The sequence below is a fragment of the Lutibacter sp. genome, assembly GCF_013139515.1.
In the GTDB taxonomy this organism is placed as follows: Bacteria; Bacteroidota; Bacteroidia; order Flavobacteriales; family Flavobacteriaceae; genus Lutibacter.
In genome coordinates, this window is the sequence record NZ_WTAR01000150.1 from 1 (window position 1) to 26,124 (window position 26,124).

Annotated in this window: 22 protein-coding genes and 2 tRNA genes; 6 read left to right on the forward strand and 18 right to left on the reverse strand. The window is 30.2% G+C overall.

Annotated elements, in window-relative coordinates; all coding sequences use genetic code 11:
- Nucleotides 1-48: 48 nt before the first annotated feature.
- The 3 genes from GQ540_RS12820 to GQ540_RS12830 form a co-directional block, all read right to left on the reverse strand.
- Nucleotides 49-123 (reverse strand) — tRNA-Pro (locus tag GQ540_RS12820).
- Nucleotides 124-145: 22 nt separating this feature from the next.
- Nucleotides 146-229: transfer RNA gene (locus GQ540_RS12825), tRNA-Ser, on the reverse strand.
- Between the two features lie 100 nt (nucleotides 230-329).
- Nucleotides 330-2,390, reverse strand: coding sequence for an HDIG domain-containing metalloprotein (locus GQ540_RS12830; protein ID WP_291801776.1), 2,061 nt, complete (start codon nucleotides 2,388-2,390; stop codon nucleotides 330-332).
- Nucleotides 2,391-2,635: 245 nt separating this feature from the next.
- Between GQ540_RS12830 and GQ540_RS12835 the strand changes: the two genes are divergently transcribed.
- Together GQ540_RS12835 and GQ540_RS12840 are read left to right on the forward strand one after the other, a co-directional pair.
- Entirely contained in the window at nucleotides 2,636-3,811 is a 1,176-nt protein-coding gene (locus tag GQ540_RS12835; RefSeq protein WP_291801778.1) for an acetyl-CoA C-acyltransferase, read from the forward strand.
- 9 nt (nucleotides 3,812-3,820) lie between these two features.
- A complete protein-coding gene (locus GQ540_RS12840; protein ID WP_291801780.1) occupies nucleotides 3,821-4,591 on the forward strand; it encodes a C40 family peptidase in 771 nt (256 codons plus the stop codon).
- A 47-nt stretch (nucleotides 4,592-4,638) separates the two neighbouring features.
- Here the strand turns inward: GQ540_RS12840 and GQ540_RS12845 are convergent, their stop codons facing one another.
- Nucleotides 4,639-5,919 (reverse strand): tetratricopeptide repeat protein, encoded by a 1,281-nt coding sequence (locus GQ540_RS12845; protein ID WP_291801783.1) that lies wholly within the window; start codon nucleotides 5,917-5,919, stop codon nucleotides 4,639-4,641.
- 10 nt (nucleotides 5,920-5,929) lie between these two features.
- Nucleotides 5,930-8,458 carry a DNA gyrase subunit A gene (gyrA, locus tag GQ540_RS12850; RefSeq protein ID WP_291801787.1) on the reverse strand — a complete coding sequence of 843 codons (2,529 nt, stop codon included), beginning with the start codon at nucleotides 8,456-8,458 and terminating at the stop codon, nucleotides 5,930-5,932.
- Nucleotides 8,459-8,715: 257 nt separating this feature from the next.
- On the opposite strand from gyrA, the gene GQ540_RS12855 reads away from it, so the two are divergent.
- The gene (locus GQ540_RS12855) at nucleotides 8,716-11,250 is read left to right on the forward strand and encodes an ATP-dependent Clp protease ATP-binding subunit (protein WP_291801790.1); all 2,535 of its coding nucleotides are present in this window, start codon (nucleotides 8,716-8,718) and stop codon (nucleotides 11,248-11,250) included.
- Between the two features lie 65 nt (nucleotides 11,251-11,315).
- On the forward strand, nucleotides 11,316-11,675 hold the full coding sequence (locus GQ540_RS12860) for a PLDc N-terminal domain-containing protein (RefSeq protein WP_291801793.1): 360 nt from the start codon (nucleotides 11,316-11,318) through the stop codon (nucleotides 11,673-11,675).
- A gap of 3 nt (nucleotides 11,676-11,678) precedes the next feature.
- Here GQ540_RS12860 and GQ540_RS12865 read toward each other — a convergent pair whose 3' ends face one another.
- The 13 genes from GQ540_RS12865 to GQ540_RS12925 form a co-directional block, all read right to left on the reverse strand.
- Nucleotides 11,679-12,632: a glycosyltransferase gene (locus GQ540_RS12865; protein ID WP_291801795.1), complete on the reverse strand. Its 954-nt coding sequence runs from the start codon at nucleotides 12,630-12,632 to the stop codon at nucleotides 11,679-11,681.
- A gap of 120 nt (nucleotides 12,633-12,752) precedes the next feature.
- Complete coding sequence (locus tag GQ540_RS12870; protein ID WP_291801797.1) at nucleotides 12,753-14,480, reverse strand: acyl-CoA dehydrogenase family protein; 1,728 nt, start codon at nucleotides 14,478-14,480, stop codon at nucleotides 12,753-12,755.
- A gap of 56 nt (nucleotides 14,481-14,536) precedes the next feature.
- Nucleotides 14,537-15,556, reverse strand: coding sequence for an electron transfer flavoprotein subunit alpha/FixB family protein (locus GQ540_RS12875; RefSeq protein ID WP_291801800.1), 1,020 nt, complete (start codon nucleotides 15,554-15,556; stop codon nucleotides 14,537-14,539).
- Nucleotides 15,557-15,580: 24 nt separating this feature from the next.
- Nucleotides 15,581-16,456, reverse strand: a complete 876-nt coding sequence (locus GQ540_RS12880; RefSeq protein ID WP_291801803.1) for an electron transfer flavoprotein subunit beta/FixA family protein — start codon at nucleotides 16,454-16,456, stop codon at nucleotides 15,581-15,583.
- A 187-nt stretch (nucleotides 16,457-16,643) separates the two neighbouring features.
- Nucleotides 16,644-17,507, reverse strand: coding sequence for an SDR family oxidoreductase (locus GQ540_RS12885; protein ID WP_291801806.1), 864 nt, complete (start codon nucleotides 17,505-17,507; stop codon nucleotides 16,644-16,646).
- Nucleotides 17,508-17,561: 54 nt separating this feature from the next.
- Entirely contained in the window at nucleotides 17,562-19,214 is a 1,653-nt protein-coding gene (recN, locus tag GQ540_RS12890; RefSeq protein WP_291801809.1) for a DNA repair protein RecN, read from the reverse strand.
- A gap of 22 nt (nucleotides 19,215-19,236) precedes the next feature.
- A complete protein-coding gene (locus tag GQ540_RS12895) occupies nucleotides 19,237-20,124 on the reverse strand; it encodes a DUF4835 family protein (protein WP_291801812.1) in 888 nt (295 codons plus the stop codon).
- Nucleotides 20,117-21,328, reverse strand: a complete 1,212-nt coding sequence (coaBC, locus tag GQ540_RS12900; protein ID WP_291801815.1) for a bifunctional phosphopantothenoylcysteine decarboxylase/phosphopantothenate--cysteine ligase CoaBC — start codon at nucleotides 21,326-21,328, stop codon at nucleotides 20,117-20,119. The genes GQ540_RS12895 and coaBC overlap by 8 nt, the downstream gene beginning before the upstream one ends.
- Complete coding sequence (locus GQ540_RS12905; protein ID WP_291801818.1) at nucleotides 21,329-21,655, reverse strand: DNA-directed RNA polymerase subunit omega; 327 nt, start codon at nucleotides 21,653-21,655, stop codon at nucleotides 21,329-21,331. It abuts the gene before it with no gap.
- On the reverse strand, nucleotides 21,645-22,472 hold the full coding sequence (locus tag GQ540_RS12910; RefSeq protein WP_291801821.1) for an outer membrane protein assembly factor BamD: 828 nt from the start codon (nucleotides 22,470-22,472) through the stop codon (nucleotides 21,645-21,647). The genes GQ540_RS12905 and GQ540_RS12910 overlap by 11 nt, the downstream gene beginning before the upstream one ends.
- A gap of 120 nt (nucleotides 22,473-22,592) precedes the next feature.
- Complete coding sequence (locus GQ540_RS12915) at nucleotides 22,593-23,108, reverse strand: ferritin (RefSeq protein ID WP_291801823.1); 516 nt, start codon at nucleotides 23,106-23,108, stop codon at nucleotides 22,593-22,595.
- Nucleotides 23,109-23,163: 55 nt separating this feature from the next.
- A complete protein-coding gene (gene dapA, locus GQ540_RS12920; RefSeq protein WP_291801825.1) occupies nucleotides 23,164-24,039 on the reverse strand; it encodes a 4-hydroxy-tetrahydrodipicolinate synthase in 876 nt (291 codons plus the stop codon).
- Nucleotides 24,039-24,494 (reverse strand): hypothetical protein, encoded by a 456-nt coding sequence (locus tag GQ540_RS12925; RefSeq protein WP_291801828.1) that lies wholly within the window; start codon nucleotides 24,492-24,494, stop codon nucleotides 24,039-24,041. The genes dapA and GQ540_RS12925 overlap by 1 nt, the downstream gene beginning before the upstream one ends.
- A gap of 118 nt (nucleotides 24,495-24,612) precedes the next feature.
- On the opposite strand from GQ540_RS12925, the gene GQ540_RS12930 reads away from it, so the two are divergent.
- A complete protein-coding gene (locus tag GQ540_RS12930; RefSeq protein WP_291801831.1) occupies nucleotides 24,613-25,365 on the forward strand; it encodes a 5'-nucleotidase C-terminal domain-containing protein in 753 nt (250 codons plus the stop codon).
- A gap of 4 nt (nucleotides 25,366-25,369) precedes the next feature.
- A partial coding sequence (locus GQ540_RS12935) for a bifunctional UDP-sugar hydrolase/5'-nucleotidase (protein WP_291801833.1) occupies nucleotides 25,370-26,124 on the forward strand: 755 nt, incomplete at its 3' end.

The window sequence follows — 26,124 nt, forward strand, 5'->3', positions numbered from 1 at the left end:
AGGGAGGTGCTCTATCCAGCTGAGCTACGAGCCCGTAACTCTAAAATGTCGGGGTGGCAGGATTCGAACCTGCGGCCTCCACGTCCCAAACGTGGCGCGATAACCGGGCTACGCTACACCCCGAAAATGGTTATCTTTAATTTTGCGGAGAGACAGGGACTCGAACCCTGGCGACAGTTACCCGTCGACAGATTAGCAATCTGCTCCATTACCACTCTGGCACCTCTCCTAAATATGTTTATGAACCTATTTTTGCGAGTGCAAATGTAGCACTAGAAATGCATTTACACAACATTTTTCTGTTTTTTTTATCTAAAAAACGAATAAAATTATTCTGGGTATTCTATTCTTAAATGATAAATATTCTTTAACTTCTTCTTTAACACCTTTTTAATAGTTTGTAACTCCTTAAAAGTAATATCCGCATTCATAAATTGACCATCTTCCATTTGCTTATTTACAATTTTTTCAACTAAATTATCAAAAGCCTGAGCGGTTGGCTCTTTAACACTTTTTGATGCTGCTTCAACTGAATCACACATCATTAATATAGCTGTTTCTTTTGAAAAAGGAATTGGTCCAGGATATTGAAAATACTTCATTTCAACTTCTTCTCCCCCTCTTAATTCTTCTTCTTTTTTATAAAAATAATAAACTAATGTGGTTCCATGATGTGTTCTTATAAAATCAATTATCCTATCTGGTAAATGGTGTTTTTTTGCCTTTTCAACACCTTTAATAATGTGGTTGATAATTATTTGAGCACTATCTTTTGGTGTAAGTTCGTTATGTGGGTTTACGTTAGTTGATTGGTTTTCGGTAAAAAACATGGGATTATCCATTTTACCAATATCGTGATATAATGCTCCAGTTCGAACAAGCATAGAATTTGCATTAATTTCATTAGCACAAGCTTCAGCTAGATTTGCTACTTGTAATGAATGCTGAAATGTTCCTGGAGCCTTTTCAGCTAACTCATGTAATAATTTTGAATTTGTATTCGATAATTCTTTTAAAGACTCATCAGAAATTAACCCAAACATTTTTTCGAATATATATATCAACGGTAAAACAAATAAAGTAGCTGCACCATTTAATGAAAAATATAAAAATTTGTCCCAATCTAAATTTTGTGCATTCCCTTCTTGAATAATTGAGAAAGCAAAATAAGCAAGAAAATAAACAAAGGTTATTTGAAGAACCGAAATAAATAAATTTGCTCTTTTATAAAGTTCAGATATAGTTAAAATAGTTACAATACCTGCTATAATTTGAAGAAATATAAACTCAAAACTATTAGGCACAATAAACCCAAGTAACAACACTGTTAAAACATGCGTAAACAACCCTAACCTAGCATCAAAAAAAGCTTTTAACACTAATGGCAATATTACAATTGGTGCGGCATATACAAATTTCGCATCATACTTTACAATAAGTGTTATTAAAAGTACAATCAATAATATATTAAAAAATATAAATGTTACTTTATTATTATTTTCAAAAATTTCTACTCTATATTTTCTTAAAAAAAGCAATAACATTAAAAACGATAATGCCACTAAAATACTATATCCAAACACAATCCAATTATAATTTGACTTACTCCAAACCTGAGATTCAAATTCGCTTTTAATTGAATTTAACTTTGCTAATTTTTCTCCTTCAACAATATCTCCCTTAAAAATAATTCGTTCTTTTTCTGAGATAAGCCCTTTTGTGTATGAAAGTTGGCTTAAATTTTCTTTTAAAACTTTATCTGTAAAACTTTCGTCAAAACTTACATTAGGTTTTAATTCTTCAGAAATTATATTTAACACTCCACTTTCTTCTTCTGTAAAAGGTTGAATACCTATTTTAGAATTAATAAAATCAAATAATAGTGAAGAATTATAAAGTTTGTAAGGAGGTATATCTTGAATTTTATTTCCTTTTTTAATTGAGATAAGTTGCTTTTTCTCTATAATTGAAATAAAAGAAGTTTCAATATAGCCATATTCATAAATTGAATTAACAATTTTTATTGCTTTAGAAAATAACTCGATTTTTTGGATACTCGTAAGTTCTGATTTTGATAATAGCTGATTAATTTTTGATGAAATTTCATTTTTTACTATAACAACAACCTCTTCATTATACTCAAAAAATTGTTTTGAATTTTTCTTTATATTTTCTGTTTCCGCAGTAACTTCTTCAGCAGATTTTTGTATTGCAAAATCAAAAGGAGCATAATAATTTTCATATTGCCACGGTTTTCCCTTTTGAAATTCATATTTAAATTGTCCGCCCTTCGGAAAAAGGTAAACAACCAAAATAATAGAAGCTATATATAAAAACAGTTTATATATTAGTGAATGGTTTACGAGTAATTTATTTATGAATTTTTTCACGAAGTAGGCATTTGCAATTCAAAAATAGTAATAATAAAGTTATATATATTTGAGAACTGTTTAAATTTTAAAGATATTTTCAAATCTAGTAAATTTTACAATTAAAATTTTAGTTTAAAACAATTTCATTATTTTAAATAAAAAAAATACCTACAACTCATCAACTTCAATAAACTATACTTTAAAATTTAATAGATTCTATTTATTTTCTTAAATTCGCAATAGATTTATTCTAATAATTATTTATGAAAGAAGTTGTAATTGTTTCCGTTGCCAGGACGCCTATTGGAAGTTTTTTAGGCAGTTTAACTAATGTTTCTGCCACAAAACTTGGCGCTATTGCTATAAAAGGAGCATTAAATAAAATAAATTTAGATCCAACATTAGTTGATGAAGTTTATATGGGAAATGTTGTTTCAGCTGGTTTAGGACAAGCTCCTGCACGTCAAGCAGCAATTTTCGCAGGTATTCCAAATACAGTTCCATGTACAACTATTAATAAAGTATGTGCTTCTGGAATGAAAGCTATAATGATGGCTGCTCAATCAATTAAATCTGATGATGCTGATATAATTGTGGCAGGTGGTATGGAAAACATGAGTAGCATTCCACATTATATTGCAGGAAGAAAAGCAACCAAATTAGGTAATTTAAAAGTTGCAGATGGACTTTTAGTTGATGGATTAACCGATGTGTACGACCAACAACATATGGGCACTTGTGGTGATTTATGTGCAACTGAATATAATTTTACACGTGAAGATCAAGATAATTTTGCAATAGACTCTTATAACAAATCAGCTACAGCATGGAAAAATGGAGCTTTTTTAAATGAAATTGTTCCGGTTGAAATTCCTCAAAGAAGAGGTGAGCCAATTATTTTTTCTGAAGATGAAGAATACAAAAACGTAAAAATGGAAAAAATTCCAACTTTACGTCCTGTTTTTAGTAAAGACGGTACTGTAACAGCTGCTAACGCATCAACACTTAATGATGGTGCTGCTGCTTTAGTTTTAATGAGCGCTGAAAAAGCAGCAGAATTAAACTTAATACCAATTGCGAAAATAAAAGGTTATGCTGATGCAGCTCAAGAACCAAAATGGTTTACCACTGCACCTGCAAAAGCATTACCAAAAGCATTTTCAAAAGCTGGAATTTCACAAAGTGAAGTTGATTATTTTGAATTTAACGAAGCTTTCTCAGTTGTTGGTTTGGCAAATATTAAAATTTTAGGCATAGATTCAGCTAAAGTAAATGTGAATGGTGGTGCAGTATCTTTAGGCCACCCATTAGGTATGTCTGGTGCTAGAATTGTTATTGCTCTAACTTCAATTTTAGAACAAAAAAATGCAAAAATAGGTGCTGCAGCAATTTGTAATGGTGGTGGTGGTGCAAGTGCAATAATAATTGAAAGAATGTAATTTAGTCATATGCACTACGGAATTTGTAATTTAAGTATTGTCCCTCTTAGAATTGAACCAAACGATAATAGTGAAATGATTTCACAAATATTATTTGGTGAACATTTTAAAATTATTGAGCTACGCAAAAACTGGAGTAAAGTTAGACTTGCTTTTGATAATTATGAAGGCTGGATTGACAATAAACAATTTGAACAAATTCCTGAAGAAACTTACATAAAATTAAGTACTACTGAAACTATTTTAGCAAATGAATTAATTGAATTTGCTACAGATAAAAAAGAAAACTTTATTACAGTAACCCTAGGTGCTTGTTTACCTTTTTACAATCATAAAAACTTATCAATAAACAACACTAATTTTAATTATGAAGGTACTGTTATTATAAAAAAACAACCTAAAGAAGCAATTATTAATAACGCCTTTAAATATCTTAACGCTCCTTATTTATGGGGCGGGAAAACACCTTTTGGTATTGATTGCTCTGGATTTACTCAAATGGTTTATAAACTTTGTGGTTATAAATTATTACGAGATGCAACACAACAGGCTACACAAGGTGAGGTTTTAAGCTTTATTGAAGAAAGCGAACCTGGTGATTTAGCTTTTTTTGATAATAATGAAGGTACTATTACTCATGTTGGTATAATTATGAAAGATAATTATATTATCCATGCTCATGGAAAAATTAGAATTGATAGAATTGACCATAGCGGTATTTTTAATATAGACACACATAAACACACTCATAAACTAAGAGTTATTAAAAAAATTATATAAAAAAAAGCTCACAATTGTGAGCTTTTTTTTTAAAAGAATCTATTTAATTATCCTTTTAATTTTTTGTAAATAGGTCTTAATTCATCAGCTTTTTCAGTCATATCTAAATTTTCGTATAAACCCATTAAGGTTTGAATAATACTAATATTTTCCCCATCTAATTCATACGCTTTCTCATAATATGGTATTGCTTCTTTGTAGACTTCAAGCTGTTCAGCTTGTAATCTATCATATTTATCAAAATCTGATAAACTCTTATTCATTTCTTCAATTATAGGATTAACTTTCTCAATTATTGCAGCTCCAATATTGTTATAAGCATCTCCATAATCTGGTTTTAATTCAATTGCTTTTTCAAAATATTTAATAGCTTCATCAATGTTTTTTTGATCCATATTCATTACACCTACATTGTAATATAGTGTTGGGTCTGTAGGATTTATAGTAATTGCCTCTTCTAATTTTTCTTTAAATTTATCAGTATCACCTAATTTATAATGAATATTAGCTTCATCAATTAATAAAGAATAGCTTTCGGTAAATTCTGCTCTACCATCAGCAATTACTTCTAAGGCTTTTGCATTATCTTCTAAAGCTGAGTAATTTTGTGCTAAATTTTTGAATATAAACTCCCTACGAGAATCCTTTGCTTCTTCTCTTGGGTTTTCTACAATTCCTAATTTTACTTGTAAATCCATTGCTTTTTTATCGTTAAAAGTAATGTCTTTTCCATCTTCCTTATTTGTTGCTTTATAAATTGTAGTGATACCTGTGTAGTTTAGCTCTAACAATTTTTCGTATAGATTTTTTGAAGTTTCATAATCTTTACCAAAATAGTAAACTAAGGCTGCATTATCTAAAAAAGAAGTATCTCTTGGGCTTAAAGAAAATACTTGGTGAAACTTTTTAGCTGCACTAATATAGTCTGCTGCTTCTTTAGTTTGAATTGCCAAACTATAACTACTTGAAGCTTTTGCAGCAATATCATTTATTAGTTTGTTTAAAATTTCTCCAAACTCACTTGAGTACTTAGAGCTCTTAATTTCATTTTCATAATCAATTAATGCATTAAACGCATCACCAACTTTTAAAACATCTACACTTTCAGCTCCGTCTTGGTATATTGCTTTCCCTTTTAAGTAGTAAAATTTAGCTTTTGTTTTTTGATCTGCATTTTCAATTAAAGCTTCAGCTTGTTTTATTGCTGCCATTGCTGCAACATAGTCTTTAGACTTAATAGCCTTATCAGCAGTTTTTAGTTCACTTTTTTGTCCGAATACTGTCAAACTTAAAAATAGAGTTGACAGAACTAATACTTGTTTTCTCATTGTAATTGGTTTATTCTTGATTTTTATTATCCTCGTTATTGTTCGCTTCATTATTATTTTCAATTTCCGTGCCATTTTCATTTCCGTCTATAACTTCATCTTCTTCATGCAATACTTTTGCAACTGCTGCAATTGAGTCATTATCTTTAATGTTAATTAACTTAACACCTTGAGTTGCTCTACCCATAACCCTTAAATCAGCAACAGCCATTCTAATTGTAATTCCAGATTTGTTGATAATCATTAAATCATCATCATTTGTTACATTTTTAATAGCTACTAAACCGCCTGTCTTTTCGGAAATATTAATTGTTTTAACACCTTTACCTCCACGGTTAGTAATTCTATAATCTTCAAGACTTGAACGTTTTCCATAACCTTTTTCTGAAACTACTAAAACATTGCTATTAATATCGTCAACAGCAATCATTCCAATAACTTCGTCATTTTCATGGTTCAATCTAATTCCTCTAACACCTGAAGCACCTCTACCCATTGGACGTGTTTTACTTTCTTCAAAACGTATTGATTTTCCAGATTTTAATGCCATCATAATTTGACTATCTCCAGTAGTTAATTTAGCTTCTAAAAGCTCATCTCCGTCTTTAATTGTAATTGCATTAATACCGTTTGTTCTTGGACGAGAATATTGTTCTAAAGAAGTCTTTTTAACTTGACCGTTTTTAGTTGCCATAATTATATAATGGCTATTTACATATTCTTCATTCTTTAAATCTTCGGTAACTAAAAATGCTTTTACAACATCATCTTGTTCAATATTTACTAAATTTTGAATAGCTCTTCCTTTTGAAGCTTTACCTCCTTCTGGTATTTCATAAACGCGCATCCAAAATACTTTTCCTTTTTGAGTAAAGAACAACATATATTGGTGGTTAGTTCCAATAAATAAGTGTTCTAAGAAATCTTCATTCCTTGTAGCCACACCTTTTTGACCTCTACCACCTCTATTTTGAACTTTATATTCATCTAAATTAGTACGCTTTACGTAACCTGCATGCGAAATAGTTACAACTACTTTAGAGTTAGGAATCATATCTTCTATAGATAAATCTCCACCTGCGTATTCAATTACAGATCTACGATCATCACCATATTTGTCTCTAACAGTTATTAATTCTTCATTAATAATTTGATAACGTCTATCTTCATTTGCCAAAATATCTTTTAAATCAATAATTAATGTCATGATATCGTCATATTCTGCACGCAATTTATCTTGCTCTAAACCTGTTAATTGGCGTAAACGCATTTCTACAATTGCTTTCGCTTGAATTTCTGACAGCTCAAAACGTTTAATTAGGCTTTCTTTAGCTTCATCTGCATTTGAAGACGCTCTAATTATTTTAATTACTTCATCAATATTATCACTGGCAATAATTAAACCTTCTAAAATATGAGCTCTAGCTTCTGCTTTTCTAAGTTCAAATTCAGTTCTTCTAACAACTACTTCATGTCTGTGTTCTACAAAATAATGAATTAATTCTTTTAAGTTTAATTGTTGTGGACGTCCATTTACTAGTGCTATGTTATTTACACTAAATGAAGTTTGAAGTCCGGTATATTTGTATAGTTTATTTAAGACAATGTTAGGAATTGCATCGCGTTTTAAAATATAAACCACACGCATACCATTTCTATCAGATTCATCTCTAATATTAGCAATACCCTCCAATTTCTTTTCATTAACTAAGTCAGCAGTCTTCTTAATCATTTCTGCTTTATTCACTTGATAAGGAATTTCAGTAACAATAATACATTCTCTACCTTGAACTTCTTCAATAGTAGCTTTTGCACGCATTACTATTCTTCCTCTTCCTGTTTCAAAAGCTTCTTTTACACCTTCATAACCATAAATAATTCCTCCTGTAGGAAAATCAGGAGCTTTAATATGTTGCATTAATTCAGAAATCTCAATATCTCTGTTTTCAATATATGCCAACGTACCATTAATAACTTCAGTTAAATTATGAGGCGCCATATTGGTAGCCATACCTACTGCAATACCTGAAGCTCCATTTACTAATAAATTAGGAATACGAGTTGGTAAAACTGTTGGTTCATTTAAAGTATCATCAAAGTTTAGTTTATGATCTACGGTATCTTTTTCAATATCAGAAAGCATGTCTTCTGATATTTTTTGCATACGTACCTCAGTATAACGCATTGCTGCTGGGCTATCACCATCAACAGAACCAAAATTACCTTGACCATCAACCATCATATATCGTACGCTCCAATTTTGTGCCATACGCACCATAGAATCGTATACTGATGTATCTCCATGTGGGTGATACTTACCTAATACTTCCCCAACTATTCTTGCTGATTTTTTATAAGATCCGGTTGCTTTTATGCCTAATTCATGCATACCAAATAACACCCTTCTGTGTACAGGCTTTAAACCATCACGCACATCTGGTAAAGCTCTAGAAACAATTACTGACATTGAATAATCAATGTAAGCAGATTTCATTTCGTCTTCAATATTAATAGGTATCAATTTTTCTCCGTCTGCCATAAATTTTTAATTTTATTTTAGTGTCTTATTTTAATAAAGCAATATACAATTTTTCACTTTTTTACAAGTTATTTATCGTGTTGTTTTTATAATATTTATCAACAATAAATCATTAAAAAAAACAACTATAAAACGTTGACTTTCAGTAATTTTCATCATTAAAATACGACTATTTCATTAAAATAATTAAAAGTGGTGCTCTTTTTGTACATAAAAAAGAAAAAAATCAGTTAATTTTACAATATAAACACAGAATTATGGACGATAATTTTTCACCAAAAGTTAAAGATGTAATTACCTATAGCAAAGAAGAAGCCTTACGTTTAGGCCATGAATTTATTGGTACAGAACATTTAATGCTTGGGTTATTAAGAAAAGGGAATGGCAAGGCTATTGAAATATTAAATTCATTAGATATAAACCTTGACCATTTGCGCAGAAAAATTGAAATATTAAGCCCTGCAAACCCTTCAATAGATTTTACAACTGAAAAGAAAAGCTTGCATTTAACTAGACAAGCTGAAAAAGCACTAAAAACTACTTTTTTAGAAGCTAAACTATATCAAAGTGAATCAGTAAATACAGCTCATTTATTATTATGTATTTTACGTAATGAAAATGATCCTACAACTAAATTATTACACAATTTTGGCGCAAGTTATGATGATGTAAAAACAATTTTTAAACAAGCCTTTTTAGATGAAGAAATAGATTTACCCAGAGCCGAAAGTAATTCAGATGATGATTTTGACACACCAAAATCTAATCCATTTGAACAACCAAAAGGAAATAAACCTACTGAAAAGAAGTCTAAAACACCCGTTTTAGATAATTTTGGGCGTGATTTAACACGTTTAGCTGAAGAAGGGAAGTTAGACCCTGTTGTTGGTAGAAAAAAGGAAATTGAACGCGTTTCTCAAATTTTAAGTCGACGAAAAAAGAACAACCCAATGTTAATTGGTGAACCTGGAGTTGGTAAATCTGCCATTGCTGAAGGTTTAGCCTTGCGTATTATTCAACGTAAAGTTTCAAGAATATTATTTAACAAACGCATTGTTTCATTAGACTTGGCAAGTTTAGTTGCAGGTACAAAATATCGTGGACAATTTGAAGAGCGTATGAAAGCGCTTATGAATGAATTAGAAAAAAATGAAGATATCATTTTATTTATTGATGAAATTCATACCATTGTTGGTGCTGGTGGTGCAACTGGATCTTTAGATGCTTCAAACATGTTAAAACCTGCTTTGGCAAGAGGTGAAATTCAATGCATTGGAGCAACAACTTTAGATGAATTTAGAACAAATATTGAAAAAGACGGCGCTTTAGAACGTAGATTTCAAAAGGTAATTGTTGAACCAACTTCGGTTGATGAAACTATCCAGATTTTACAAAATATAAAAGAGAAATATGAAGAACATCATAATGTTGATTATACAGATGCTGCAATTATAGCTTGTGTAAAATTAACGAATAGATATATGACCGACCGTTTTTTACCAGACAAAGCAATTGATGCTTTAGACGAAGCCGGTTCTCGTATTCATATTACAAATATTGTTGTACCTAAAGAAGTTTTAAGTTTAGAAACTCAATTAGAAAAAATTAAAGAAGATAAATCTGCGGCTGTTAATGGCCAAAAATATGAAGAAGCTGCTCGTTTACGTGATGATGAAAAACGAGTTGAAGGCATACTTCTTGCTGCACAATTACGCTGGGAAGAAGCTTCAAAATTAAATAAAGAAATTGTTACCGAAGATAATGTTGCAGAAGTAGTTTCTATGATGACAGGAATTCCTGTGAATAGAGTTGCTGAAGCAGAAAGCCAAAGATTACACGATTTACCAAACCTTATAAAAGGCAAAGTAATTGGGCAAGATGAAGCTGTTGCTAAAGTTGTAAAAGCCATTCAAAGAAATAGAGTTGGACTTAAAGATCCTAACAAGCCAATTGGTTCGTTTATCTTTTTAGGTCAAACTGGTGTTGGGAAAACACAATTAGCAAAGGTTTTAGCTACTGAGTTATTTGATAATGAAGACGCTTTAGTTAGAATTGATATGAGTGAGTATATGGAGAAATTTGCTATTTCTCGTTTAATTGGAGCGCCTCCTGGCTATGTTGGTTATGAAGAAGGTGGACAATTAACAGAGAAAATTAGACGTAAACCATATGCCGTAGTTTTATTAGACGAAATTGAAAAAGCACATCCTGATGTATTTAATATGCTACTTCAAATTCTAGATGACGGACATATTACGGATAGTCTTGGTAGAAGAATTGACTTTAGAAATACCATTATTATTATGACTTCTAATATTGGTTCTCGACAATTAAAAGATTTTGGTGCTGGTGTTGGATTTGGAACTGCTTCTAAAACATCACAAGCTGATGCAAATGCTAAAAGTATGATTGAAAATGCTTTGAAAAAATCGTTTGCTCCTGAGTTTTTAAATAGAATTGATGATGTTGTGGTATTTAACGCTTTAGAACGTGAAGATATTCATTCTATTATTGATATTGAATTAAGAAAATTAGTATTGAGAATTGAAGACTTAGGGTATCACCTTAAATTATCTGATAAAGCAAAAGATTACATTGCAGATAAAGGATTTGACAGACAATACGGTGCACGACCTTTAAAACGCGCAATTCAAAAATACATTGAAGATACCTTAGCTGAAGAAATTGTGAATTCAAAATTAAATGAAGGAGACACAATTTCTATGGATTTAGATAAAAAAACAAACGAGTTAACTATAAAAATTAGCAAGGGTAAAAAAAAGGTTGAATAATTCTCAACCTTTTTTTTATTAAAAATTTAGTAATTTTAAAGTCCTAATCTTTAATTCAATAACTTATGAAATCTTCTACTAAATTTTGGCTCGCTTTTTTCACATTTCTTCCAATTGTGTTTTTAATTGCATTCTTTGTTTTTTTCTTTACTGTATTTCTTGAAAATGCAATTACACTTGAACACCATCAAAATGAATTTCCTGTAGAATTTTTTCGCTCTTTAGCTTGGTTTATCCCTTTAATAATTTTAATGGCTATAACTAGTTTAGGAATAAAAATTTATTATATAGTACATACCAATAATAAAACTGATAACGATACTAATAAAAAAATTATGTGGACACTTTTATTAATTTTCACAGGAAGTATTGGTTCAATTGTGTACTATTTTATTGAAATTGTTCCTCTAAAAAAAATTGAATAACTGCTAGTTATTAAAAAACAATCCTTTTAGAAAACCTAACCCATAACCTGTAAATTGTATTAAAGTTGTTATTACACTTGTAATAGACACTGCTATATTTTTATTTTTCAATAATGAATCAAAAAATAGGAATGTAAAATACACTACAAACAACAATGCAAAAACATGAATATTAAACAATAAACAAATTAAAGAGACTAATAAAAGTAGTATAAAAATAGAAGGAAACCAATAGGTGATTTTAGCGGTATTCGGATATTTAGTATTCAAAAAAGGTCGTCCTTTTCCAAAAGCAAAAGTTTGTTTAAAAAACTGCTGAAACGTTGATCTTCGTTTATGATACACAAAGGCATTTTCAATAAATTGTGTTTCAAAGTTATTTTCCCACAATCTAAAGGTTAAATCTATATCCTCACCTATTTTCATTTTACTAAAACCCTTTGTGGTCTCAAACGCTTTTTTAGAAATTCCCATATTAAAACTTCGAGGTTGAAATTTATCTACTGCTTTTTTATTACCTCTTATTCCTCCAGTTGTTAAGAAAGAAGTCATACTATAATTTATGGCTTTTTGAATTACTGTAAATGATTCATGTGCAGCATCTGCACCACCAAAAGCATCGGTATAATTTGTAGTTAAAGCTTTATCAACTTCATCTAAATATTGAGAAGGAATTATACAATCTGAATCGAAAATAATGAAGTAATTTCCAGTTGCTCTCTCCATTCCAAAATTTCTACTTGCTCCCGCTCCACTGTTTTGTTTAAAAAAATATTGAACATTTAAAATTTCTGAAAAGCTAGCAACAATTGCATCAGCTTTCAATGTAGAACCATCTTCAACTACAATCACCTCAAAGTTACTTTTATAGGTTTGTTTAGTTAAACTTAAAAGAAGCTCCTCAATTTCTTGAGGACGATTATAAACAGGTATAATTATAGAAAATTGAAGCTTCACAAATATATTTTTTACAATGTCAAATTTACTTTATTTATTATAATTAACTTTATCTTATTAAAAGAAAAACCTACTTTGAGTTCTCAAAATAGGTTTTTCTTAATTTGTTAGAATTCTATCTTAATGCTGTAATACTTCTAAATCTATATCTTTGTACATTTCTAAATTCTCTAAACTAAAACCACTCATATAATCAAATCTCTCCTTATTCTCAGACCTCACTAAATTCACAAATAATCTTGCAGTTTTTACAAATTTTTCATCTTTTTGGCTATTAAGCACAAGCAAATAACCCATAATAATATTTCCGGCCATTTCAACAAGTCTCGTTGAATGAAAATCAATCAACTCATTACTATTCTGCTCAATAACTCTTTGTGCAATTGTCTGATACTCTTCTGCCATTTTATGAAGCTTCGTTCTTATTTCGCAATTTTTATCAGAAACTTCCGTATCATAGGCTTTAATTTGTTCTAAGAAAACACCCGTAGTTACACCTTTTATAGCCGCTACAGCTTGTAATTGTGAAGTTCCCTCATAAATTGAAGTAATACGAGCATCTCTATAAATACGTTCTATTGGGAAATCTTTCATGAATCCAGTTCCTCCATGAACTTGTAAAGAATCATATGCGATTTTGTTACAAGCTTCACTAGCTGTTAATTTAATTAGAGGTGTAAATACATTGGAAAGTTTACCGTAATGTTTCATCTCCATACGTTCTTCTTTTTCCAACTTTCGGTCTTTCATCACTTCCTCGTATGCTTTTAAAATATCTACAAATCGTGTTGTCTCATATAATAATGACCGAAGTGCATCTATTCGAACTTTCATATTCGTTAACATTTCGTAAACTGCTGGGAAATTAGCAATTACTTTTCCAAACTGTGCTCTTTCTTCAGCGTACTTCAACGCTTCTCTATAAGCTGCATCAGCCAATCCAACCGACTGAGCACCAACACCTAAACGTGCGGAATTCATTAAAGACATTACATATTTAATCAATCCAAAACGCTCTTTTCCAACTAATTCTGCTGGAGCATCTTTAAATACCAATTCACAGGTTGGAGAACCTTTAATTCCTAATTTTTTTTCTAAATGTCGAACTTCAACGGCGTGGTCGTTTCTATCGTATATAAACATAGATAATCCACGCGCATCACTTGTTCCCTCTTCAGATCTCGCCAAAACTAATGATATATCAGCATCTCCATTGGTAATAAAACGTTTTACGCCGTTTAATATCCAGATTTTCTTTTCCTCATTATATGTAGCTTTCAATTTTACAGCTTGTAAATCAGAACCCGCATCTGGCTCTGTCAAAACCATTGCAGCTGTTGCTCCGTCTCTATTAAAACGTGGTAAAAACTTATCTTTTTGTTCTTCTGAACCAAATTCGTAAATAGTTTCAGCACAATCTTGTAACCCCCAAATATTAGCAAAACCAGCATCTGCTCTTGCTACCATTTCAGCAGCCATCACATATGGTAATAAAGGAAAATTTAATCCACCATATTTACGTGGTAAAGACATTCCAATTAAACCTGCATCATACAATGCTTTATAATCTTCAGTAGTCCCTTTGGCATATATAACTTCGTTATTTTCAATATGAGGCCCTTCAATATCAACGGATTCTGCGTTGGTTGCAATAGTATTAGCGCATATATCACCTACAATTTCTAATATTTTCTCATAGGTGTCAATAGCATCATCATGATTTAAAGGTGCGAAATCAAACTCTTCAGATTGTTTGAAATTATCTTCTTTTAACTTTACAATTTTTTGTACAATTGGATCTTTTAAATGAAATTTAAAATCCGGAGTATCTGTGAAAAAATTATTCATTTTTTTCTGTTTTATAGTTGGAGTCGTAATTCAACTCATCAATTCAGTTTGTTACTCTATTTAGCGTTTTCCTTATAATATTGAATCATCTTAGGAATAACTATACCCAAATCACCTGTGATTACATAATCGGCCAATGCATTTATTGGAGCTTCAGGATCATTATTAATTGAAATAATCAAAGATGCATCTTGCATACCTGCTGTATGTTGAATAGCTCCTGAAATACCAGCTGCAATGTATAATTTTGGTCGAACAGTAGTTCCAGTTTGTCCAATTTGGCGATTGTGATCAATAAATCCAGCATCTACTGCTGCTCTTGAACCTCCAACTTCACCGCCTAATATATTAGCTAAATTTTTCAGTAGGTCGAAGTTTTCTTTTGACCCTACTCCGTACCCACCAGCAACAATAATAGGCGCATCTTTTAAATTCACTTCCGATTCTTCAATATGGCGTTCAATTATTTTCACCACAAAATCTGTATCAGAAACAACTTCATTTACTTTGACCGAAATTACTTTTGTTTTGTAATTCGCATCAAAAATTTCTTTTTTCATTACACCTTCTCTAACCGTAGCCATTTGTGGGTGCATATCCCAATTAATAATATTGGCCATAATACTTCCTCCAAAAGCTGGACGAATAGCATATAATAAATCGGTATATTCTTTCTTTTCCTTTTTTACAAAATGATCACCAATATCTAAAATTGTTGTATCAGCTGTTAAGCCACAATTTAATTTTGAAGCAATTCTTGGTGCCAAATCTCTTCCCACAGAAGTTGCTCCAAATAAAACTATTTGTGGGTCTTCTTGTTTTAATACTTTAGTTACCAATGCTGCATGAGGCAACGTTCTATATGGTTCTAATCTAGTATCATCACCCACAAATAACTTATCAACACCATAAGGTGCAATTTGACTTTCAATGCCTTTTAAATCTTTTCCATTAACCATAGCTTCTAGAGGTGCGCCTAATTTTTCTGCTAAACGTTTCCCTGCTGATAATAACTCTTGGCTTATTTCTGCTACTTTTTGATTTTCTACTTCACAATAAACAAATACACTTTTCATCTTACTTATTTTAAGTTATATCAACTACCCAATGGTATGATGTTTAATTAATTCTTTAATCATTCCTTCAATATCACTATCTGAATCGGTTAACACTTTGGATTCGGTTGCCGTTAATACAATGCTTGATACACTTTTTACTTTCGTTGGTGATCCAGCCAGACCAATTTTAGTTACATCAGCATTAATATCTTCAACACTCCATTCAGGAATAACCAAATGAGGTCTTTTTAAATGCAATGCTTCTAAAACAGGATCGCCTTTTCTCATTTCTGTTTTAGTTCTGGCATATTTATATTTCATTACTTTTTTTGCCTTTCTTGATCTACAGTCAGGAGAAGAGCCATGAACAGTCATTAAAACAGGATACGGTGCAGACACAGTTTCAACTCCTGTTTCTAAACGACGTCTGGCAATTATTTCATCCTCTTTTATCTCAAGAATTTCTTCAACATAAGTAACTTGAGGGATATTCAATTTATCGGCACATTGTGGACCAACTTGAGCAGTATCTCCATCAATAGCTTGTCGCCCTCCAACTATTAAATCATAATCGGCTATTTTCTTTATTGCTTGAACTATCGTATAACTAGTTGCCAACGTATCAGCTCCTCCAAAACGTCTATCGGAAATCATAATACCATCATCAACACCACGATAATATCCTTCGCGAATAATATCAGCAGCTTTTTGTGGTCCCATAGTTAAAATAGTTACCTGTGTTCCCGGTATTCTATCTTTTATATTTAAGGCTAATTCCAACGCATGCAAATCATCTGGATTAAATACAGTTGAAAGTTTACCTCTATTAACAGTACCATCTGGCTTCATTGCATCAGGACCAACGTGTCTGGTATCTGGAACTTGTTTTGCTAGCACTATAATTTTAAGTGGTCTCATACTATTCTTTTAAGTCTTTAATTTTTTAACTTATCAAATTTAAAAGAATTAATTCATGTAAAGAGTGACAATACTCATACTTCTAAAAGTATTATTTTTTTATTTTGATTGACATTCTTTAAAAATAGGACAAAAAAAAAGCGATGATTAAAATCAACGCTTTTTTTATTTATATAATTTCAGAATATTACTTCTCTTTCTTTGTTTTAGTTTCTTCGGCAACTGCTCCCTCATGGTCAAACGATTCCATAAAATTATCCATAATAGCATTACTCACACCCATATTTGAAAATCCTCCATCATGAAATAAGTTTTGTAAAGTTACCTTCTTAGTTAAATCAGAAAATAAACTAATGGTATAATCTGCACATTCTAACGCAGTAGCATTTCCAAGAGGTGACATTTCTTCAGCATAAGCAATAAAACCATCAAACCCTTTTACACCACTACCAGCAGTTGTTGGTGTTGGAGATTGTGAAATTGTATTTACTCTAACTTTTTTATCTCTTCCGAAGAAATAACCAAAACTACGTGCTACAGATTCTAAATATGCTTTATTATCTGCCATATCATTATAGTCTGGAAAAACACGTTGAGCAGCCATATAAGTTAAAGCTACTACACTTCCCCATTCATTCATAGCATCTTTTTTATACAACATACTCATTAATCTATGAAAAGATAATGCAGATACATCCCAACCTGTTTTTGTGAAATTATAATCTTGATTTGTATAATGGTTTCCTCTACGTACATTAACTGACATACCTATTGAATGTAAAACAAAATCAATTTTACCACCTAAAATCTCTGTAGATTTATCAATTAGGTTTTCAAGATCCATCATAGATGTTGCATCAGCTGGAATAACTTGTGAACCTGTTTTATCTGCTAATTCAGAAATAGTTCCTAACCTTAATGCAACAGGTGCATTTGTCAATACAAAAGTTGCGCCTTCTTCATGAGCTCTTTCAGCTACTTTCCACGCTATAGATTTAGAATCTAAGGCTCCAAAAATAATTCCTTTTTTCCCTTTTAATAAGTTATACATAGTTGTATTTTGTTATTGATTTTTATTTTAATAGTTTGCAAATATAGTAAATTCTTAGTTTAACAACTGTTTAGCGTGATCAATTGCTGTATCAGAGATATTTTTACCTCCTAGCATTTCAGCAATTTCAGTTATACGCTCATTATCAGATAATTCGCTTAATTTAGTTACTATATCATTATTAACATCTTGTTTATAAACTTTATAATGTTGCTTTCCTTTTGCGGCTATTTGGGGTAAGTGTGTAATTGTAACTACTTGCATATTCTCACTCATTTGTTGCATAATTTCACCCATTTTTTGTGAAACATCACCTGAAACTCCAGTATCAATTTCATCAAAAATAATTGTTGGCAGCTTTAAATAGTCTGAAAGAATAGCTTTTACTGTTAACATAATTCTTGACAATTCACCACCAGAAGCCACCTTTTTTAATTCTCCATAATTAACACCTTTGTTTGCTGAAATCAACAAATGCAATTCATCTTTTCCATTTAAGAAATACTGATTACTGTGTTTTAAGTTAAATTGAAAACGTGTATTTTCCATACCTAAATTGACAAGTATGTGTTCCATTTTTTTTACAAGCACAGGAATAGCCTTCTCTCTTTGGGTGAAAATAGATTTTGCTAAAACATCAATTTTACCAGATACACTATTTACCTCAGCTTCTTTTTTAGAAATTGTAATTGAAGAATTTTCAACAGCATCAACTTTTACAGACAGTTCTTCTTGAATAGTCAATAATTCAGCAATAGTAATTACTGCATGTTTTTTCTGTAAATTATAAATTAATTGTAATCTATTATTTAATTTCTCTAATTCAGAAGCGTCAAAATCTATAGTTTCATTATAGTTTTCAACTTCAGAAGCAATATCATCAAATTCAATTTTAACACTTAAAACTCTATCATATAAATCCTTGTACTCATCTGAAAAACCAGTTATTACACTCAATTTATTAGCTATAGAGTTTAACAAAGGTTTTAAGCCAATTTCATCATTAAAAGCAATATCCTGAGCTTCAGATAAATTTAATTTAATTTCTTCAATATTATTAAGTTTATCTAATGATTGTTCAATACCCTGTTGTTCATTTACTTGTAAGTTAGCTTTAGATAATTCTTCAAATAAATGTAAATTATATTCGTATTGCTCTTTTGCTAATTCTTGATTTTTTTTAAGTTTATCTAACTCTTTTATAAGTTGATTGTATAATTTCAATCCTCTTTTGTAAGACTCTATTTTAGCTGAATTTTTTGCTAAAGCATCAATAATTTTAAATTGAAAACTAACATCAGATAATTGCAATGTTTGGTGTTGAGAATGTACATCAATTAACTTTTCACTTAAAGTTTGCAGTACTTGCAATGTTGTTGGAGTATCATTTATAAACGCTCTAGATTTACCACTTGGCAAAATTTCACGTCTAATAATAGTGTCTTGTTCAAAATCTATATCATTTTCTTCAAAAAATGGTTCTAATAAGTAATTTGAAATAGAAAACTGAGCTTCAATAATGCATTTTTCTTCCGTTTTTTTTAATGTTGAAGAATCTGCTCTTTTCCCTAAAACCAAACCAAGTGCGCCTAACAAAATAGATTTACCTGCTCCTGTTTCACCTGTAATAATAGATAATTTATCTTTAAAATTAACCGATAAACTTTCAATTAAAGCATAGTTTTTTATGGAAAGATTTATAAGCATTTTTGTAATTTAATGGTGAAAATTACTCTATTTCATTCCACTTTGCAGCATTCACTGGTGAAATTTTTAACAAGTCTTCTTTTAATTTACTAGTATCAACTATAGGTCCGTCAGAAAATACACTTGCAATTTCTGTTGCTTTTGAATCCATAAAAACACGCAATAAAAATGCATTTGGACGGCTATCAAAAATTGATTTTAAACCAGTTATAGATTCAGCGATTTTTTGCTTCGCTTTCATTGTGTCTTCACTCATTACATCTAAACCTTTTAAATGGTAATCGTATACTGAATTTCGAAACAAGCTATATGTTGGTGATAATATGTTGTCTATAAGTGTAAATCTAGTTCCTGTTCCATCATTCTGATTCCAACCAGCATAACCACTTTGTTGAGCCTGAACAAGTATATTTTGAGCTTTTGTAAAATACGATGTTCCTCCATCTAACACAAATGTGTCTGCATCAAAACCTAAAATAGTGTACACATAAAACGAAATAACCGATACCAAATTAGATTCAAACGTGTTTTCGTTAAATTGCAGTGGCTCAAACTCTGTATATTGAAATGAAAAATTATCATCCTTAAAGTTAAAAACCGGTGATAAATACGATGAATTATAAATTGGACGAGAAGATTGTATTTGAATATGACCTTTAAACTCGCTACCATTTTGCTCTAAAATTGTTAATGTAAAATTACAATCTATGCGTTCTTGAGGTTTGTAATTTAAGTTTGTCCAACGTTTTTGATTTACAAATTCATTTATTGAATTTTCTAATGTTGTAAATATTTGTTTGTTAGAACCCGGTATTTTATCAGCATTAACAGTTATTGAACAATTTAATTCCTGAGCATTTACTAGTACTGAAGTAAATAAAATAAGTAATATTTGAAGGATTTTATGCATATATTTTATTCAAAATTTCATTAAAAATATCTGTAGCAACAGCTGCTTTAGATTTTAGACTAAATTCTGAAATTTTTTCGAATTTATCAATAATAGTTACTTTATTTGTTTCTTTTTGAAATCCGGCACCTTTATCTTGTAAAGAATTTAGCACAATTAGGTCTAAATTTTTCTTTTTTAATTTAATCATCGCATTTTCAATTTCATTGTTTGTTTCTAATGCAAAACCAACTAAAAATTGTGCTATTTTAATTTTCCCTAATGAAGCTAAAATGTCATGAGTTTTCTCTAACTCAATAGTCATTGTATTTTCAGCTTTTTTTATTTTTATTGAAGATACTACACTAGGTTTATAATCTGCAACAGCAGCTGAAAGTATTGCTATATCAACTAAACTATATAGTTTATGAACTTCAGTATACATTTCCTCTGCACTTACAACATCAATTCTTTGAATTAAAGAGTGATTCACTTTTTCGTTAGAAGGTCCTGTAATTAAATAGACTTTTGCACCTAAATTAGCAGCAGATTTTGCCAATTCAAATCCCATTTTCCCTGAAGAATGATTTCCTATAAAACGAACTGGGTCAATTGCTTCGTAAGTTGGGCCTGCAGTAATTAAAACTTGTTTATTAAATAATGGTAAGCCTCTTATAATATCATTTTCAATAAACGACACTATGTTTTCAGGTTCTTCCATACGTCCTTCACCAACCAAACCACTTGCTAATTCACCACTTGATGGTGGTATAAAAACATTTCCAAAACTTTGTAATTTGTCAACACTTAGCTTAGTAGTTGGGTGCTGATACATATCTAAATCCATTGCTGGGGCAAAATAAACGTTACATTTCGCCGATAAATAGGTTGCTAATAATAAATTATCACAAACACCATTTGCCATTTTTGACAATGTATTTGCAGTTGCCGGAGCAACTACCATATAATCTGCCCAAAGACCTAAATCTACATGACTGTTCCATTGTTCATTTTCATCTTCTTTATCATAAAAAGTTGAAACAACAGGATTTTTTGATAGTGTTGAAAGTGTAAGCGGTGTTACAAATTCTTTAGAAGCAGGCGTCATTACAACTTTAACATTTGCACCCGCTTTAATAAAAAGTCGTACTAAATGAGCTGTTTTATAAGCAGCAATACCGGCAGTAACGCCTAAAAGTATATTTTTACTACTTAAAACTGACATTTATTCTTCTAATGCTTCAGGGTTTCTATGGTAAATTTTTCCTTCTATCCATTCCTGCACAGCTATTGCAGTTGATTTAGGTAATTTTTCGTAAAATTTAGAAACTTCAATTTGTTCTTTATTTTCAAAAACCTCGTCTAAACTATCTGTATAAGTAGCAAATTCTTCTAGTTTTTCAACTAGTTCACTTTTTAAATCTCCACTAATTTGCTCAGCTCTTTTAGCAATAATTGTTATAGCTTCATAGATATTCTCTGTTGGAGCTTCAATTTCATTTTTGTCGTAAGTTACAGTTGTAGTTGCTGCTTGTGAGTTTTTATAATCCATTAGTTTGTGTTTTTAATGCTGTTACTGCTTTTAATTCTTCAGTTAATTCAATTGCTAATTTTTCTGTTTCCTTTAAGTATTCTGATTTTGAAAACCCTCTCTTAAATCTTTCATGAAATTTTAAAGCATTTGTAATTCTCTCTTCTTTTTTGGTAATATAACTATTTATACCTAATTCGTAAGCTGCCTTAAATTTAAAGTATAAAGCTTCTTCTTTATATGAAGTTCCTAAATGATCAGATAATAAGTTATCAAATGCAACAATTGCCGCAATATAATCTGTTGTATGATAATATTGTTTTGCTATTTCAAATGATTTTTTTTCTAATTTGTATGTCAGCTCTTTTACATATTTATTAGCATCAGCAATATTAGCTGAATTTGGGTATTTAAATATAAAGTTTTGCAGAGCGTTAATAGCTTCATACGTATCTTTTTGATCTAAGCTAAAAATTGGAGATGCTTTGTAATAACTATGAGCCGATAAATATGCTGATTCTTCTATTTTAGAACTTTTCGGGTAGTTTTTCACAAACTTATCAAAATAGTAAGCGGCTAAAGTGTATTGTTTGGTATTATAATGAGCTTGAGCTATCATATATTGAATACGTTCCATTTGAGGTTTCCCTCTATAGTTTGGCGTAACTTTCTCAAACAACTGTATGGCTTTATTGTATTTTTGTATTTCATACAATTTTGTAGCCATTTCATATTGCTTTTCAACAGTACCTTTATTCAATACTTTTTGATATTCACTACAAGATGAAACACCTATAGCTATCAATAAAATGAATATGTAAATTTTGTTTTTTTGCATTTGGCAAAATTAGTTATTTAAAATGGATTATTAAAATGATTTTTTATACTTCAATAAACCACAAAAATAACTGTGTTTTAGAATAAATATTACTTATCAATCTTAATTGTTTGTTAATTGTTAAGCTGGCGGAGCTACAGAACTTACTACTGTAAGTTGCTTAATATCATTATCAAACAAATATAAACCACCTTTATCATCACCAATTAAATTAATTTTATCTAAAATAGTTCTTGCTTGTGCTTCTTCTTCAATTTGTTCTGCAACATACCATTGTAAAAAGTTATGTGTAGCGTAATCTTTTTCTTCAAGTGCAATATGAACTAATTCATTAATAGTTTGTGAAACATAAACTTCGTGCTTAAATAATGTTTCAAACATCTCTTTTATTGAACCAAACTCTAATGCTGGTGCGCTTAACTCAGTTACTTGCGCATGTCCACCACGTTCATTAATGTATTTAAATAATTTAAGCATGTGCATTCTTTCTTCATCAGATGCTGCATACATAAATTCAGATGTTCCTTCCAACCCTTGAAGTTCAGCCCAAGAGGCCATTGCTAAATAAATTTGAGAAGATTCTGCTTCTATTCTAATTTGTTTATTTAAAACGGATTGCATTCTTTCTGATAACATAGTATTTATATTTAATGTTGTTGATTTACAGTTTAAAAATTAGCAGATAAGTTCTCTAGTAATTTTTTACAAAGATATTTAATTTTTGTTGTAAATCATAAGAAGCTTTCACTAAAGGTAAACGCACATTATCTGAACAAATATTATTTATTTTTAACAATGCTTTTATCCCTGCCGGATTTCCTTCTTCAAATATATAATCTATACTATCCATTACTTTATAATGAAGTGCGTTTGCTTCAGCTACATTGCCTTTTAATCCTAACTGAATCATTTCAGAAAAATCTTTAGGCAATCCTTGTCCAATTACTGATATTACTCCTGCTCCACCTGCTAACACCATTGGTAAAGCAATCATGTCATCACCTGAAATTACCATAAAATCAGCTGGTTTACTTTTAATTAAACGTTGTACTTGTATAATATCACCTGCTGCTTCTTTAACTGCTACAATATTTTTAAACTCTTCAGCAATTCTAATTACTGTGGCTGGTTCAACATTTACACCCGTTCTACTTGGTACATTGTATAAAATAATTGGTATTGGGCTTGCTTCTGAAACTGCTTTAAAATGTTGATAAATACCTTCTTGTGTCGGTTTATTATAATATGGTGAAACTGAAAGCACAGCACAATAATTTGACAAATCTGTATTTTTTAATTCCTCAACTACAGCCAAGGTATTGTTTCCTCCAATTCCTAAAACCATAGGAAGTCGCCCATTATTTGTACTAACAACCGTTGCTTTAACTTGTTCTATTTCTTCTGAAGTTAAGGTAGCTGGTTCACCCGTTGTACCTAAAATAACTAAATAATTTATGCCATTATCTATTTGATAGTTCACTAAACGTTTTAACCCTTCAAAATCTACTGATTTATCTTCATTAAAAGGGGTTACTAACGCTACTCCAGTTCCTAACAATTCTTTCATTATATTTTATTTAAAATGGCTAAATATTTTTTTAATTCTTTATTAAACAGCTCTAATTCATTTGAATTACAATCAATTGTTAAATCGTAAAAACGATTATCTAAATGCTTAAACCCTACTTTAAATCCTGCTTTGCACTGCAATAATAATAAGTTGCTATATATATTATCAACTTTACTGTAATTAATTAACAAATCATATTTATTTGTTAATACAGCTTTCAATTTATCAGATTTAATTTTACCGTACCAGCCAAAATCGGCTGGAGATATTATCTCTTCAGAAGTAGGTTCTTTAGCTACTTTATGTTGAAAAACAAGTATTGTTATTTTTTCTTCTGAAATATTAAAAAGCGATAATAAATCATTCTTTACAAACTCTTTATCTGAAATGTCATCTAAAATAATGAGTACTTTTTTTACTTCTTTAGAAATAATATTTTCTGATATTTCCAAAAATTTTGTTATCCGTTTGTTAAAAAAAATTTGATTGCTTTTTCGTTTAAATCCTGTAAAAATCATCTATATTTACGCTTATAATTACAAAACTAATTAAAATCATAGTATTTCTGCAATGAAAAAAATTATTATTTCATTATTTATAATCATGCTGGTTTTTAGTTGTAAAAATAAACCTCAACATCTTGTAAAAATTGAAGGGAAACAGCTACCAATTACTGAGGAAATTAACTCATCTAAAACTATTAAAAACCTTATTGAGCCTTACAGGAAAAAGGTTGAAAATGAGATGAGTACCATTTTAAGTTACACCAATAAAGACTTAAATAGATATGATGCAAAACTTGAAAGCTCTTTAGGGAATTTAATGGCTGATTTATGTTACGAAAAAGCAAACCCGGTTTTTAATTCTAGAACTGGAAAAAACATAGATTTTACCATGTTTAATTTTGGAGGTATAAGAGCTAGTATTTCAAAAGGTAGAATTACAAATGAACATGCTTTTAATTTAATGCCTTTTGAAAATGAATTAGTTGTTGTTGAAATAACATCAAATAAGTTAAAAGAATTGATTACTTATCTAATAAACGGTAAAAGAGCGCATCCTATTTCAAAACACATAAACCTGGCAATTACTAAAGAAGGTTATGATTTAAAGATAAATAATGCACCTATTGATACTTCAAAAAACTATTTTGTGTTAACATCAGATTATTTACAACACGGTGGTGATAACATGATTTTTTTTAAAAACCCTGTGAATTTGTACAAAACAGATTATAAATTGAGAAATGCAATTATTGATTATTTTAAAGAAACTGACACTATTAAAGTTAAATTAGATGGAAGATTTCGTGAAGAAAAATAATATGATGAAAAGAAGAAATTTTATAGAGAAAACAACTGCTGCAACTGCTTTTTTAACACTTGGAGGTTTTTCGCTACAATCGTTTGCCTCTAAAAGCACAAAACATATCACCATTTTACATACTAATGATACGCATAGCCATATAGATCCTTTTCCTAGTAATCATACAAGATATGCAAATAAAGGCGGTGTTGCAAGACGAGCTACTTTAGTTGAAGAGGTTAGAGCTGAAAACCCAAATACCTTATTATTAGATGCTGGTGATATTTTCCAAGGCACACCTTATTTCAATTATTATGGTGGTGAATTGGAATTTAAACTCATGAGTTTATTAAAATATGATGCTGTAACTATTGGAAATCACGATTTTGATAATGGTATTGATGGATTATATGCACAATTACCACATGCTAAATTTGATTTTTTATCAGCGAATTATAACTTTAAAAACACTGTTTTAGATACACATGTAAAACCTTATAAGGTTTTTAAAAGAGACGGTATTAAAATTGGTGTTTTTGGAATTGGAATTAAATTACAAGGATTGGTTGATTCAAGAAACTATAAAGAAACCAAGTATTTAAATCCAATTGAAATTGCACAAGATACAAGCCGTATTTTAAAAGAAAATGAGCAATGTGATTTGGTAATATGCTTATCTCACTTAGGCTATAATTATAGTCATGAAAGAAAAAAAATTGGGGATTTAGAATTGGCTTCTAAAACAAAAAATATAGATTTAATTATTGGTGGTCATAC

Coding starts and splice junctions, on each gene's coding strand:
- GQ540_RS12880 (WP_291801803.1), bottom strand. CDS start 16,456: ATGAGACCACTTAAAATTATAGTGCTAGCAAAACAAGTTCCAGATACC.
- GQ540_RS12845 (WP_291801783.1), bottom strand. CDS start 5,919: ATGAGAAAACAAGTATTAGTTCTGTCAACTCTATTTTTAAGTTTGACA.
- GQ540_RS12875 (WP_291801800.1), bottom strand. CDS start 15,556: ATGAAAAGTGTATTTGTTTATTGTGAAGTAGAAAATCAAAAAGTAGCA.
- coaBC (WP_291801815.1), bottom strand. CDS start 21,328: ATGTCAGTTTTAAGTAGTAAAAATATACTTTTAGGCGTTACTGCCGGT.
- GQ540_RS12860 (WP_291801793.1), top strand. CDS start 11,316: ATGAAATCTTCTACTAAATTTTGGCTCGCTTTTTTCACATTTCTTCCA.
- gyrA (WP_291801787.1), bottom strand. CDS start 8,458: ATGGCAGACGGAGAAAAATTGATACCTATTAATATTGAAGACGAAATG.
- GQ540_RS12910 (WP_291801821.1), bottom strand. CDS start 22,472: ATGCAAAAAAACAAAATTTACATATTCATTTTATTGATAGCTATAGGT.
- GQ540_RS12895 (WP_291801812.1), bottom strand. CDS start 20,124: ATGCATAAAATCCTTCAAATATTACTTATTTTATTTACTTCAGTACTA.
- GQ540_RS12915 (WP_291801823.1), bottom strand. CDS start 23,108: ATGTTATCAGAAAGAATGCAATCCGTTTTAAATAAACAAATTAGAATA.
- GQ540_RS12905 (WP_291801818.1), bottom strand. CDS start 21,655: ATGGATTATAAAAACTCACAAGCAGCAACTACAACTGTAACTTACGAC.
- GQ540_RS12835 (WP_291801778.1), top strand. CDS start 2,636: ATGAAAGAAGTTGTAATTGTTTCCGTTGCCAGGACGCCTATTGGAAGT.
- recN (WP_291801809.1), bottom strand. CDS start 19,214: ATGCTTATAAATCTTTCCATAAAAAACTATGCTTTAATTGAAAGTTTA.
- GQ540_RS12885 (WP_291801806.1), bottom strand. CDS start 17,507: ATGTATAACTTATTAAAAGGGAAAAAAGGAATTATTTTTGGAGCCTTA.
- dapA (WP_291801825.1), bottom strand. CDS start 24,039: ATGAAAGAATTGTTAGGAACTGGAGTAGCGTTAGTAACCCCTTTTAAT.
- GQ540_RS12930 (WP_291801831.1), top strand. CDS start 24,613: ATGAAAAAAATTATTATTTCATTATTTATAATCATGCTGGTTTTTAGT.
- GQ540_RS12855 (WP_291801790.1), top strand. CDS start 8,716: ATGGACGATAATTTTTCACCAAAAGTTAAAGATGTAATTACCTATAGC.
- GQ540_RS12870 (WP_291801797.1), bottom strand. CDS start 14,480: ATGAATAATTTTTTCACAGATACTCCGGATTTTAAATTTCATTTAAAA.
- GQ540_RS12840 (WP_291801780.1), top strand. CDS start 3,821: ATGCACTACGGAATTTGTAATTTAAGTATTGTCCCTCTTAGAATTGAA.